The 13,336-nt window shown below is 45.9% G+C and carries 12 protein-coding genes and 1 pseudogene; 8 read left to right on the top strand and 5 right to left on the bottom strand.

Annotated features, from left to right (window positions below):
• Nucleotides 1-80 precede the first annotated feature (80 nt).
• From CRECT_RS04690 to CRECT_RS12520, 8 genes are all read left to right on the top strand, one after another.
• Nucleotides 81-1,031, top strand: coding sequence for a helix-turn-helix domain-containing protein (locus CRECT_RS04690; RefSeq protein WP_004319468.1), 951 nt, complete (start codon nucleotides 81-83; stop codon nucleotides 1,029-1,031).
• A 276-nt stretch (nucleotides 1,032-1,307) separates the two neighbouring features.
• Nucleotides 1,308-2,579, top strand: a complete 1,272-nt coding sequence (hemW, locus tag CRECT_RS04685; RefSeq protein ID WP_004319358.1) for a radical SAM family heme chaperone HemW — start codon at nucleotides 1,308-1,310, stop codon at nucleotides 2,577-2,579.
• Between the two features lie 64 nt (nucleotides 2,580-2,643).
• Nucleotides 2,644-3,048 carry a Sec-independent protein translocase protein TatB gene (gene tatB / locus CRECT_RS04680; protein ID WP_002946440.1) on the top strand — a complete coding sequence of 135 codons (405 nt, stop codon included), beginning with the start codon at nucleotides 2,644-2,646 and terminating at the stop codon, nucleotides 3,046-3,048.
• Complete coding sequence (tatC, locus tag CRECT_RS04675; RefSeq protein ID WP_004319388.1) at nucleotides 3,048-3,803, top strand: twin-arginine translocase subunit TatC; 756 nt, start codon at nucleotides 3,048-3,050, stop codon at nucleotides 3,801-3,803. The genes tatB and tatC overlap by 1 nt, the downstream gene beginning before the upstream one ends.
• 25 nt (nucleotides 3,804-3,828) lie before the next feature.
• Nucleotides 3,829-4,857: a tRNA preQ1(34) S-adenosylmethionine ribosyltransferase-isomerase QueA gene (gene queA / locus CRECT_RS04670; RefSeq protein ID WP_004319368.1), complete on the top strand. Its 1,029-nt coding sequence runs from the start codon at nucleotides 3,829-3,831 to the stop codon at nucleotides 4,855-4,857.
• A 134-nt stretch (nucleotides 4,858-4,991) separates the two neighbouring features.
• Complete coding sequence (locus CRECT_RS04665) at nucleotides 4,992-5,873, top strand: hypothetical protein (protein WP_227932200.1); 882 nt, start codon at nucleotides 4,992-4,994, stop codon at nucleotides 5,871-5,873.
• Between the two features lie 123 nt (nucleotides 5,874-5,996).
• A complete protein-coding gene (locus CRECT_RS04660; RefSeq protein WP_039888096.1) occupies nucleotides 5,997-6,425 on the top strand; it encodes a VOC family protein in 429 nt (142 codons plus the stop codon).
• 357 nt (nucleotides 6,426-6,782) lie between these two features.
• Complete coding sequence (locus tag CRECT_RS12520) at nucleotides 6,783-6,923, top strand: hypothetical protein (protein WP_227932198.1); 141 nt, start codon at nucleotides 6,783-6,785, stop codon at nucleotides 6,921-6,923.
• 364 nt (nucleotides 6,924-7,287) lie between these two features.
• On the opposite strand, the pseudogene CRECT_RS04650 reads toward CRECT_RS12520, so the two are convergent.
• The 5 genes and pseudogenes from CRECT_RS04650 to ilvC all read right to left on the bottom strand — a co-directional run bounded on the left by CRECT_RS04650 (nucleotide 7,288) and on the right by ilvC (nucleotide 13,284).
• Nucleotides 7,288-8,090 (bottom strand): annotated as a pseudogene (locus CRECT_RS04650) (IS1595 family transposase).
• 308 nt (nucleotides 8,091-8,398) lie between these two features.
• Nucleotides 8,399-8,773, bottom strand: a complete 375-nt coding sequence (gene ruvX, locus CRECT_RS04645; protein ID WP_004319435.1) for a Holliday junction resolvase RuvX — start codon at nucleotides 8,771-8,773, stop codon at nucleotides 8,399-8,401.
• 1,074 nt (nucleotides 8,774-9,847) lie between these two features.
• Nucleotides 9,848-10,615, bottom strand: a complete 768-nt coding sequence (gene dprA / locus CRECT_RS04640) for a DNA-processing protein DprA (RefSeq protein WP_004319389.1) — start codon at nucleotides 10,613-10,615, stop codon at nucleotides 9,848-9,850.
• Nucleotides 10,612-12,261 (bottom strand): divergent polysaccharide deacetylase family protein, encoded by a 1,650-nt coding sequence (locus CRECT_RS04635; protein ID WP_004319424.1) that lies wholly within the window; start codon nucleotides 12,259-12,261, stop codon nucleotides 10,612-10,614. The genes dprA and CRECT_RS04635 overlap by 4 nt, the downstream gene beginning before the upstream one ends.
• On the bottom strand, nucleotides 12,262-13,284 hold the full coding sequence (gene ilvC / locus CRECT_RS04630) for a ketol-acid reductoisomerase (RefSeq protein WP_004319455.1): 1,023 nt from the start codon (nucleotides 13,282-13,284) through the stop codon (nucleotides 12,262-12,264).
• Between the last annotated feature and the right edge of the window lie 52 nt (nucleotides 13,285-13,336).

The raw sequence follows: 13,336 nt of genomic DNA, 5'->3' as shown, positions 1-13,336 counted from the left end.
TACTATAATCAGATAATTATTATCAATACTCTGATAAACGGTAGAAGGATTTTTTATCAACGCTAAAAGGATAAAATCAAATGAAGGTCGAATTTAAAGATATTTTACGCGCAAACGAGCAAGAAATCGCGCAAAATTCGGTGCGCTACGGACAAAGCGCGTGGCAAGAGCAAGATAGAAAATGCAAGGTCGAGTTTTTTAAAGGCACAAGCGGCGCAAGCTACTGCAGGAGCGAAATAATCTGCAACAAAAGCGTAAAAAGACGGCTTGAAAGGAGCGCGGGCTACTGCTTTTTGCTCTTTAACGACGCAAGAGGGGACACCGGGCTTAAAGCGGGTAAAAAAACTTTTTGCCTAAAGGCCGGAGAGTTTTGGATGGGGCGCGTGGATAGCGGATTTGAGGACATTTGCGAGTATCAAAGTAGCAGCTACGCCGGGCGATGCATCGTGCTAAAAAACGATCTAGCGAACAAACTAGCGGCATTTAAAAATCTAGGCGAAGAAAACGAAATCTGTATCCAAACGGCTAAGATAAATTTAGCCCAAAGCCTGATTTTGCGGGAGCTTTTAGCCTCGAGCGAGTTTGAGGGTAAGATGCGCGAAATCTTTATGGAAGCTAAAATTTTAGAGCTAATCTACAAAAGCCTAGGCACACCCAAAACGCCCAAAGCCGATGAAAAAAAGCGCGATTTTAGCGACGAATACGTAAAAATTTTAAATAAAGCAAGGCAAATTTTACTAAGCGACGTCCAAAATCCGCCCAGCATAAAAGAGCTAGCCAGAGCGTGCGCGACGAATGAATTTAAGCTAAAAACGGGCTTTAAAAGCTACTTTGGCGATACGATCTACGGGATGCTAGCGACCGAGCGGCTAAACGCGGCAAAAAAACTTTTAGAGCGCGGAGACGTCTGCGTAAGCGAAGCCGCAAAAATCGTCGGATACGCTAGCGCTCCGCACTTTGCAAAGATTTTTAGAGAAAAATTCGGCGTTTTGCCGACGCAAATTTTAAAACAAAAGAAATTTTACGCGTAAATTTAACACTCTTGCGGAGCTTTGCGGGCGTTAAATTAAAATCAAATTTAAACGTATCGGCGCGACTTTTTAAATTTAACGGGCAGTAAAAACGGCGGTAAATTTTAAAATTTAAAAGCGTCAAACAACTTATTAGAGTCGGTTTTACGCCCAAACCCGGCCTAAATTTACCGCAAATCTACACGCAGACGGCGTAAAGGCCAAAAATCCAAAATATCAAACGCCGCGCGACAAAGCCTCAAAATCTGCTAAAATACGGCAAAAACAAAGGTCAAAATGCTTCTTTACGTCCATATCCCGTTTTGCGAGAGCAAATGCCCCTACTGCGCCTTTGGCTCGGTGGTCGGCAAACGAAATTTAACGAGCGCGTATTTTGACGCGATGATTGCGGATTTTAGGGAGCAGATTTTAAAATTTGACGTCAGTCAAGGCGCGCAAAACCGGCAGCGCAGCGGCAAGACCGAGGTTTCTAAACAAAACAGCGGCGAATTTGACGATACAAGCGAGCAAACAGCGAAGCCGAATTTAACTACGAAAAATGCTCAAATTTCGCAAAATTTAAATCGCAAAAATATAAAAAACGCCGCCGTAAATCAAAAAAAAGCGGGTTTAAATTTAGCAAACCCAAATTTAAACACAAAAGAATGCGGAAAAATCGAAACCGTTTTCATCGGCGGAGGGACGCCCAGCGCCGTGGACGGGGGCTACTACGAGCGGCTATTTGAGGCGGTCGCGCCATATCTCGCGGCAAACGCCGAGATCACGACGGAGGCAAATCCAAACTCTGCAAGCCAAAAGTGGCTCTCGCAGATGAAATCGTGCGGCGTAAATCGCGTGAGCTTCGGCGCTCAGAGTTTTTTTGAGGATAAATTAAAATTCCTCGGGCGCATCCACGACGCGAGGCAGATCTACGAGGCAGTCGCAAATGCCAAAATAGCAGGACTAGAAAACATAAACGTCGATCTCATCTACGGCACGAAACTAGATACCAAAAAACGCCTCGAGCAAGAGGCGCAAAATATCCGAAATATAGGCGTTTCGCACGTCTCGGCGTATTCGCTAACGCTTGAGGAAAATACCCCCTTTGCCGGCAAAATAAACTACGCAAAAGATAGCCCCAGGCTGGCTAAATTTATGATAGACCGCATCGAGGAGGCCGGACTAAAACAATACGAAATCTCAAATTTCGGTCAAATTTGCAAGCATAACCTCGGCTACTGGCAGGGCAAAAACTACCTTGCCATCGGTGCTTACGCAGTCGGATTTTGGCGAGATCACCGCTTTTATAACGCTTCAAATTTAAACGCCTACGTAAAAAATCCGCACGCTAAAAAAATAGAAAATTTAAGCACGGACGAGCTAAATTTAGAGCGGATATTTTTAGGCGCCAGAAGTATCGTGGGCATCGAGCAAAACAACCTAAACGCCGAGCAAGGCCAAAGAGCGCGCCTACTAAAAAATAGCGGGAAATTAAAATTTGAAAACGGGAGATATTACGCCAAAAATTTCCTTACCGCGGATGAAATTTCTCTATTTATCGCGGGCTGATTTATGCAAATTTGAGATAAAAAACGCTAAAATGAGCACTTTAAAATAAAATTTAGGATAAAAAATGTTTGGCATGAGCTTACCCGAGATCATCGTCATAGCCGTCATCGCAGTGCTATTTTTAGGGCCTGATAAGCTTCCTAGCGCGATGGTCGAGATAGCGAAATTTTTTAAAACCGTCAAAAAAACGGTCAATGACGCAAAAAGCAGCTTCGATCAAGAGATAAAAATCCAAGAACTCAAAGAGGACGCGAAAAAATACAAAGAAAGCATCGCAAAAACCACCGAAACGGTGCGAAAAAAGCTCACCTTTGAGGAACTCGACGAGCTCAAAAAAGGCGTAAACGACGTCACTAGCGGCATCACGGACGGCCTAAACGACGTAAAAAAGAGCGTCGAAGCGGTCAAAAACCCGGGCGAAGCCGTCAAAAACGCCGTGCTGGGCGATAACGAGAAAAAAGAGGCGTAATGTTTGAAGAGCTAAAACCGCATTTAACAGAACTGAGAAAAAGGCTTTTCATCAGCGTTATGACCGTCGCTTTGATGTTCGTCGTTTGTTTTACTTTTTGGAATCAAATTTTAGACTTTATCATCGCGCCGCTGCAAAACACCCTACCCGAAAACCAAAAAATGGTCTTTCTCGAAGTGCAAGAGCCCTTTTTCGTAGCGATGAAGGTGGCGTTTTTCACCGGATTTTTGTTGTCGCTACCGATTATATTTTGGCAGTTTTGGCTGTTTGTAGCGCCCGGGCTTTACGAAAACGAGAAAAAATACATCATCCCTTTCGTGGTTTCGGCGACTTTTATGTTTCTCATCGGTGCGGCGTTTTGCTACTACGTCGTCGTTCCTATCGGCTTTGCTTTTCTCATAAATTTCGGCCAACAGCTATTTTCCGCGATGCTAAACATCGGCGGCTACGTCGGCTTTTTTACGAAATTAGTCATTGCATTCGGTATCGCGTTCGAGCTTCCCGTTATCACCTTTTTTCTCGCTAAACTCGGCCTAGTCGATGATAGGATGCTCAAAAACTCATTTCGCTATGCTATCATTGTTATTTTTATCTTTGCCGCGGTTATGACGCCTCCGGATATCCTCAGCCAGTTTTTGATGGCGGTGCCTCTCATCGGTCTTTACGGGCTTTCTATTTTTATAGCGGCCCGCGTAAATCCCGCTAAAAACGAAGAGCCGGAGCAAGAAAACAGCGAAGAAGAAGAGGACGAATAACTATGAAACCGGGTAGGCTAGCCAAATGAGTCAAATTTTAAACCCAAACTCGCTTGACGCCTACGACTACGAGCTACCGCAGGGGCTCATCGCAAATTTCCCGACTCTTCCCAAAGAGGACGCTAGGCTGCTAGTCTATGAGCGAGCCGGCGAAAAAATCTCACATCTAAAATTCGGCGACCTACCCGAAATTTTACCGCCTTGCGATATTATTTTTAACGATACCAAGGTCGTAAAAGCTAGAATTTTCGGCAAAAAACAAAGCGGCGGCGAGACGGAGCTTTTGCTAAACTCACCGCTTGCGGACGGCAAATTTAGCGTCTATATAAAAGGCAAGGTCCGTGCGGGCAGCATTTTAAATTTCAGCGAAAATTTAACCGCCGAGGTCTGCGAGCTCTTTAAGGACGGCTCGCGCACGGTCAAATTTAGCCAAAACGGAAGGCTTTTAGACGCGGCCGCGCTTTATAAAATCCTATCTCACATCGGTCACGTGCCTCTGCCGCCATACATCAAACGAAGCGACACTAAAGACGACGAGAGCTGGTATCAAAGCGTGTTTGCCAAAAACGAAGGCGCGGTGGCGGCTCCGACGGCGAGCTTGCACTTTAGCGACGAGATGATTGCCGGGCTGGCGAAGGACCGCGAGATAGCCTATCTCACGCTGCACGTGGGCGCGGGGACGTTTAAGGGCGTAGAGAGCGAGGACATCACGCGGCACAAGATGCACGCGGAGTTTTACGATATCCCGCAAGATACGCAAAATTTAATCAACTCAGATAAGCCGCTCCTAGGCGTAGGCACGACGGTGACGCGCTGCGTGGAGGAGTTTGCCAGAAGCGGCAAAGCTAGCGGCGAGTGCAGGCTGTTTTTAAATTTAAACAACAGGCCCATCCGCCAAAACTACCTGCTTACGAATTTCCACCTGCCAAAATCGACGCTAATTATGCTCGTTACGAGCTTTGTCGGACTTAGGCAGACTATGCGGATTTACAAAACCGCCGTGGAGCAAAAGTACAAATTTTACTCCTACGGCGATGCGATGCTGGTTATTTAGCTATGAACTTTGCCAGCATTTTTCTGCTTTTTGCCGCGCTTTATCTGGCTGCACTCGGCGGTTATTATTTTAATGATAAATTTAAAAATAAAAAGCTAAGGTCAAACAAAATCATAACAAAAAAAGAGACGGCAATGCAAAAAAACGAACCCAACGAACCTCGGGAAGTCGATATCGCAGGGAGTTTGCTGTTTTTGACCTCCTCGCTAAATGAGGACGCACAAAAAAACAAAAACTATGTGCTGCTAGACTACGACATCGCCTATCCTAGGCTTTTTTACGCAGATATCGCAACGCTAACGAAACTAATCGACGCGATGGCCCAAATTTTCCTTTTAAACGTCTCGGATTCGACCGTGACGATCAAATTTTTGCTCTCGAACTACTACAAAAACAACATCAAATTTACGCTTAGCGTCTACTGCGACCGCGACTTTTTTGCCAACAAAAATATATTGCAAGTAAATATGAATGCAAAAAGCCGTAAATTTTACGAAATAGCAAAGACTCTGGCCGAGCAAAACGGCTCGCAAATCATATTTGAGTTTGATCCCGGCGCACGCGCGAGCACTGAGATATCGATGACGCTCTCGGATAATAAGTTTGATCTCATGCAAAATCTAAAGATAAAAAATCCGAAAAATTTTAGCGTCCTCGTCGCCGAACCGAACCCTAATGCTTTTTTTGTGCTTAGAAAAAATCTCGAATTTATCGGCATCGACGTAAAGCCAAGCAGCGAGTGGAGCATCGTGAAACGCCACATAGAGGATATGATCTTTCGCCCGGGAGCCGTCTTTATCGAGGAGAACTTGTTAGGCGAGATAGATGACGCTCTGACCGCGCTTTTGATAGAAAAAAAGATCGCGCTAGTCGTGCTAAAAAATACAAATGCGGCGATAAATTTAAACCCGAAAATCCGCGTCTGGACGCTGCCGCAGCCATATTTACCGGACTCCCTTGTGCGCATTTTAAATGAAGCTTATGCATTTGGAGCGCAAAACGGAGATAAAATTTAGCTTTTTTTAATTTTACTTGCATTTGACGGCTAAACTTGCAGCCCTTTGATTACGGCGACGAATCCGATACAAACGCCGCTAACTCAAAAACGATACGATAAACCAAAAGCAACGGAGGCTAAAATGAACAAAATAACCTGCATCTGCCTAGGCGTGCGAAGCATGCAAAGGGCGCTGAAATTTTACAGAGACGGCCTAGGTTACGAAACGGATTGCAAAGACGACAACCCGCCGGTATGCTTTTTTAATACGCCCGGAACCAAATTTGAGCTCTATCCCTTGGGCGCGCTGGCGCGAGATATCGACGAAAACTATCCGCCCAGAGGTAGCGGATTTGGCGGCATCACGCTAGCCTATAACGTAAAAAACAAAGAGGACGTGGGTAGCGTCATAGAGCTAGTAAAAAAGGCGGGCGGAACCATCGTCAAGGAGCCCCAAGATGCGTTTTGGGGCGGATATCACGCGTATTTTGCCGATCCGGACGGATACTACTGGGAGGTGGTTTGGGGGCCCGGTTTTAAATTTGACGAGGATGGGCTGCTCAAATTTTAGAGTAATACAATATCAAAGCGCGTTTAGGCTTTAGCGGCCGGGCACCGCCGAACCGATGAAAGCGTTTTTACGACCTGCGACAAAATACTTGCGTCTTAAAGGTATTTCATCGCCCAAAAAAGAGGTAAAACCAAATCATATATACACCAAAAGCGAATGCGCGAAAGAAGCGTCGCTGCCAACAGCTTTTTGCAGATAGCGACGTGCTCGGATTTGATTACGAGGCTCGCTCGCCGCGCGAGGCGAAAGAGAAATTTGCGCCGTATTTTGATTTCGTTTTTAAAAACCGCAAATCCGCGACGATCGTCGCAAACGGTATCGGCGCGTTTTTACCATAATGCCTTGCGGGGTATAGGTATGAAAAAGGCGTATTTTATCTCCCATATCGTAAATATGGAAAATTTGATCCTAAACTTGATGTCGCAGGCAAACGCGAGCGAGGAGGAGTTACGAGATAAAAGCGAGCCGAATGCCGAATTTAAAGAAAAATTTTCGTGAAAGCATCTTTGTTACGCCAGAGAGCATCCCGCTTGCCGGACGGCGCCGACGCATATTTTATACGGCAAAAAGGATCGTCCAAGCTCTTTTGAAACGATTTGCGAGTTTGCGCAAATCAGATCGGCACAACGCTTACCGTCAGAAAAACAAGGAGCATCGGTTTTGCACAGCTGAGCAAATGCGATTTCTAGGTGATTGGATACGGCGCTTTATCTGACGTCGGCGCTCGGCAGAAATTTAAATTTTAATGCAGTCGTTTGCGCCGAGTACTTTTGACGCCGAGCCGTAGAGCGCTTAACCCGCAAGGTCAAATTTGACTCGCAAATCCGCCGATCAAGCCACCTTTGCCGCCAAAGAGCCTTGTTTAAATTGGCTCAATTAAACTTAATCGGATTTTTAGCTGCGACTTCGTCTTGCTACCTGTAAGACCTCTTATCAATTTCAACAGTTTCTGATATAAGTTTTCCTGTGTAGTTTTAGTATTGCATTCCTTAAGATGAAGTAATTAGCTTCCTTGGGGTCGCTACCGTCGCTACGCTTGAGAAGATCCCTTTAAATTTAGATAATCTATGTTTAGCATATCCCCAGAAATTCTCAATGCCATTTATGTGGTTTTTACCATTTGCAAACTCATTCTTAGAATGTTTTACTCTATAGTGAGCTTTGGTTCCATAATCAACCAAGCCATCATAGGCCTTCCAACAATCAGAATATATAACGCTCTCATCTAATTCACTAAACTCCGATAATATAGGTATCAACTCGCTAGTAGAGCAGTTTTTGACTATCTGGGTATAGACCTTACCGTCTCTTTTAAGCATACCAAACACTGGAGTTTTATTTGCTGCGCCTCTACCTCTTTTCTCAAAGAGAGTGCGTCTTATCAGTAGCATGAAGCTAAGGCACAAGACCCCTTACCCTTTTAGCTCCGAAATAGCTTTCGTCTATTTCAAAGCGAAGCTTCTAGGCGGGCTTGGAAATCTCACCACTAAATTTACTTATCTTTGCACACTCTTTAGACATCAAAATTCTGATATTTTTAGTTATTTTGTTGATTGTTTTTTCTGAGATATTAGTAAATTCTACTATTTTTACAGCTTCTATATCAGATGAAAAATACCATAAAATTTCTCTAAATTTTTTCTCTGAAATTAGAGAACGGACTATATACTTATTTTTTAACTTCGCTACGCTCGTTGCTTTTCAAGAACATAGTTTTTATCGTAACTTGCTGCTCTTTTGTGTGAGCTTAAATTAAAGGGGGTCTAAATTTTAAAGCAGTCGTTTGCGCCGAGTACTTTTGACGCCGAACCGTAGAGCGCTTAACCCGCAAGGTCAAATTTGACTCGCCCTCTACGCTAGCAACGATCGGCCGGGCAGCTTCCTTAAAAATACCGTCGGCGCTCAGCCTTAACGCAAAAACTCAAATTTGCCGCCAACCTCTACCGTTGCACGCAAATTTTGCGCAAACCCGCCTAAAGCCCCAAATACCGCTTCAAAATAATCATCGCCGCGATACTGTCAAGCCGCCCGTCGCGCCTGCTTTCAGCGTAAATTTCGCTCGCCTCAAAGCTGCTCATCGCCTCGTCTTGATAGACCACCTCGCCGTCAAATTCGAGCAGCGACACGAAGTGCTCGATCCGCCGCCGCATCTCGTCCTCGCTGGGTCCCCCAAGCGGCACGCCTACGACCAGCTTTTTTGCTCCGTATTCGCGTAAAACGGCGCTAACGTCGCGCGCTGCTTGGTTGCGATTTTTGCGCAGCACTGGCGTTTGGGGCATCACGGTTTGCCTGACAGCCAGCGCCACGCCGATACGTTTTAGCCCCACGTCGATGGCCATTATGCTCATTTTCGTCCTTTAGATTTTGATTTTTGCACCTGATTTCGGTTATTTGCGGGTAAATTTACATCGCAAAATCGCTGCTGTTTGCCGATTTTGCGAGACATTAAACCAGATAGCTCAAATTTGCATTACAAATAAATCCGCGCAAGGCGGCAAATTTAAGAGATTGCCGAAATAATTAAACCCGCCGCAAACAAATTTGCCGTAAAATTTATCGCACAAATTTGCCCAATCTTGACAAACGCAACCCGTCTTGCAAAAATGCACGGCTCGGCAAGCGCAATCCGCCAAAAATGTTACTCCAAACAAGCTCGTGTAAATTTAAAAAATCCGCAAAAACGAGTGAGCGGATTTCGCTCTCGCACGAAGAAAATTTTACGCAATCCTAAATTTTAAAAATCACCCGCAAACCGCACGAATTTAAAACTAAAAGCCGCTTAAATTTGCCGTCGCTTTTTTATTTTACCGAATTTAAAAGCTCAAACTCTAAGATAAACTTAAGCTTTTACAATGTCAATTTTTAACAAACCGATCCGAAAAACAACCCATTGAAGCCAGATTCACCGCAAATTTGCTATTTAAATTTAACCCGATTTTAAAAACCTCCCTATGAAACGCTTCGTAGGGTCGGCGCAGCCCTCCTAAAACCCAAACTTCGCCAGCCTAAAAAACGGCCGCTAAAAATGTTAGTCCGAATGAATTCACGCAATTTGTAAGCGACAAATTTAAAAACAAAATCCATAAAATAGCTCCAACTCGCACGCCGCAAATCTCACGCCGACGCAAAATTTTACGGCACTCCAAAAATCCTTTGAGTAAAATTTAGCGGTTTTATCGACAGTTTTTTAAATTCAGCCGACTTAAATTTTACCGAATTTGACACCAAACAGGTTCAAATTTGACGATCTCGCTCCGTAAAAATCTCTCAACTCACGGCAAAATTTTGCTTTCAAATTTTATATCGTCCAAGTAAAATTCGTCACCGTCAAGCCGCCTACAAGCTGATAAAATTCAGGCTTAATTTTAAACGTTTTGCCGAACGCAAATTTTAAATTTAACCGCGACAAAAAACGGCCAAATTTACTCCGCAAACACCGTGAGTCCCGATATGCGCAGTTTGCCTTCGAGCTCGTATTCGTAAATTTTATCGCCGAATTTCGCCAAAGCCACATCGAGGCTCGCGCCGTTTTTGCAAAATTTTATCACCTCATCGTCTTGTGCTGACTCCGGTTTGCCGCCGAAACGAAGCGCAAATTCGTCAAAATCGTTTATCAAATTTGCCGTGCCGCTAGCTACCAGCTCGTTCGTCCCCTCGCTCTCGCCTAAGCGCTGGGGCAGCGTAAATATCGGCACGCCAAGCTCTTTTGCCATGCGAGCGCTTTGCATCGAGCCGCTTTTGGCGTCGGCCTGCGCGACCACTAGAGCTTGCGAGAGCGCGACTACGATGCGGTTTCGCTCCAAAAATCTATACGCGAGCGGCGGCTCGTCAGGGTCGTATTCGCTCAGAGCCAGCGCGTTTTGGTAGATTTCTTTGATGATTTTGGCGTTACTTGGAGGATAGATTTTATTTAGTCCGTTGCCAAAAACCGCGACCGTGTGCGGATATGCGCCCCTATGCGCGGCGATATCTACGCCGATAGCCGCTCCGCTAACTACGCAAACGCCGCTGTTTGCCAGCGTCCTAGCCAGTGCCTCTACGCACTGCCTGGTGTAAGCGCTTGCCTTTCTAGAGCCCACGATCGAGACCATCGGACGCTCAAGCAAGGCTAAATTTCCCTCAAAATACAGCTTTTGCGGCGGCTTTTTAAGACGCAAAAGACCGCGCGGGATGCTCGTTAAGACGTTCAAAAAAGGTCCTTTAGATAGACGATCTCGACCTCTTGCAGGAGTTTGGCGCTTTCTCGCAGGACTTCGAGCGTATTTTTGTGCGGGTGACCGATCGCGATGGCGTAGGAGCGCTTTTTAGCCAGCTCGACGGCGTATTTTAGCTGCTTTCGCACCGCCGCTTTTGAGCCGTCGTGATCCAAAAACACGTCGCGAGCGATGTATGGCATCGAGTATTTTTTCGCCGCGCCGTAAACCTTGGTCGGCGAGGTCGTCTTGCTATCGACGAAGATCAGATTTTCGTCCCGCACCGCTCGCATCAGCCTATCCATCGCGGCTGCATCGCTCGTAAAGCGGCTACCCGTGTGGTTGTTGATATATTTTAGATCCGGAAAGTCTCGCTTGATGCTTTGCAGTTTTTTAGCGATCTTTTCGTAGTCGTCGTTGATCGTGAGAGTGCCGATCTCCGCGCCCTTAAAACCGCCTAGAGCCTGCATAGGCAAGTGAATCATATAAAAACTAAAACGTCGCGCCAAAATAGGCGTCTCGGGGTGAGCAGAAGTGCTTGGGAAAAACGAGGGCGTGAGCTTTAGATTTACCGATCTGATCGCGTCTGCTTGGTGCCGATACGCCACGTCGTCGATGATGATGACTAGGCGCGGTTTGGAGCCCGCTTTTACGGCGGCTTTTATCTCGGCGCCGGCTTTTTTGCCCGATTTATTCGAGCCCGCAAATTTAGCCTCGCCCTCTTTTTTAGCTTTTTTCTTTTCGTCTTTTTCTTTCTCGCTTGGCTCGGCGCTTTGCGGTGTATTTTCGGCGTTAAATTTTACTCCAACCTGCCCCACCTGATCGTTTGCATCGCTAAATTCGATATGGATTTTCTCGTTTTTTAGCGTCCGCTCTAACGCTTGATTTTGAGCTTGATTTTGCGATAGATTTTCAAACATAGGCGTATCGTCAAAGATCACGGCTTCGGAATTTGCAAAAATATGCGTTCTCTGAGGCATTCGAGAGGCGTCAAATTTGACGGCATTATCGCTATTTCGGGCGGATTTGGCGGGCTCGCTTTTTGGTCTTAAATTTGACGAATTTAACTCGTCGCCGCCTTTTTTTACATCCGTCTCGCCAAGCCCAGAGGTATCGCGGGAGATCAAATTTCCGCTATCAAGCGAAATTTTATCTTTTATCTTCGGTGCGCTCCATCTTTCTTTATCAAATTTATCCCGCTCTTTTGGCGAATTTAAAGCGTCATTTTCTTCAAATTTAGCTTTCTCGCCGCCGATTTTTATTTTACCTTTAGCTTTTGCCTCGTCAAAAAGCACTTCCATATCAGCCAAATTTGCCCTCGAGTGCGCGCCTGATACGGCTTGCTCGTCTTTTGCGGCGGCTTTTTCGGAGATATTCGGAGCTAAGAGGCTTGATTTTTGGCTTAAATTCTTCTTTTGCGAGGACGCTTCAGAGTTCTTTTTATCGCCCAAATACCGCTCGAGCCCGGCCACTAGCGCGTTGTCGCTCTTTTTTGCTTCGGTTTTAAAGTCCGCGAAATAAAACACTCCCGCAAGCAAGATGCAAGCGATAAAAAAAGCGAAAAATAGCAGCTTTAGGCCGCCGCGCGAGCGCCCCTTTTTGGAGCGCTTTTTGGCGGTCTTTTTTCTAGGTTTCGAGTTCAATTAATTTTTACTTTGGTCGATGAGTTTGCCCGAGCTGATCCAAGGCATCATAGAGCGTAGTTTTTTGCCAGTTTGATTTAGCAGGCTTCTCTCGGCGATGCCGCGCTCTGCGTTCATCCTGACGTATCCCGCCTTGCGCTCGAGGATGAAGTCTTTTGCAAATTTACCGTTTTGGATCTCTTTTAAAATTTCCTTCATCGCTTTTTTGCTGTCTTCGCCGATGACGCGCGGACCGCTCACGTAGTCGCCGTATTCTGCGGTGTTTGAGATAGAGTAGCGCATGTCCGCCATGCCGCCTTGATACATTAGATCCACGATTAGTTTTAGCTCATGCAAGCACTCGAAATACGCCATCTCAGGCTCGTATCCGGCATCCACCAGCGTCTCAAAGCCCGCATTTACCAGCGCGCAAAGTCCGCCGCAAAGCACCGCCTGCTCACCAAAAAGATCGGTCTCGGTTTCATCTTTAAAGGTAGTTTCTATGATGCCCGTTCTGCCCCCGCCGATCGCGCTAGCGTAGCTTAGAGCCAGCTCTTTGGCCTTTCCGCTCGCGTTTTGCTCCACGGCGATGAGATCCGGGATGCCGCCGCCTCGGACAAATTCGCTCCTTACTGTGTGGCCGGGCGCTTTTGGAGCGATCATAATGACGTCGATACCCTCAGGAGCCTTGATCTGTCCGAAATGCACGTTAAAGCCGTGCCCAAAGGCTATCGCGTCGCCCTCGTTTAAATTCGGCTTTATATCTCGCTCGAAAATTTCAGCCTGAAGCTCGTCGGGAGTTAGTATCATTATGACATCGGCCGCCTTTGTCGCTTCGGCTACGGTTTTTACCTCAAAGCCCTTCGCTTCCGCTTTCGCCCAGCTTTTACCGCCCCTTGCCAGACCTACGATCACTTTTACGCCGCTATCGCGCAAATTTTCCGCATGCGCATGCCCTTGAGAGCCAAAGCCTATCATCGCTACGGTTTTGCTTTTTATCAGGCTCAAATCGCAATCTTTATCATAGTAAATATTTACAGCCATTTTTTCTCCTTTTTAATAAAATTTGCGAGATTATACTATCTAAACACTAAAA

The sequence above is a fragment of the Campylobacter rectus genome, from assembly GCF_004803795.1.
In the GTDB taxonomy this organism is placed as follows: domain Bacteria; phylum Campylobacterota; class Campylobacteria; order Campylobacterales; family Campylobacteraceae; genus Campylobacter_A; species Campylobacter_A rectus.
Note: the sequence above shows the minus strand (reverse complement) of the source record. Positions and strands in the feature narration are given on the sequence as shown.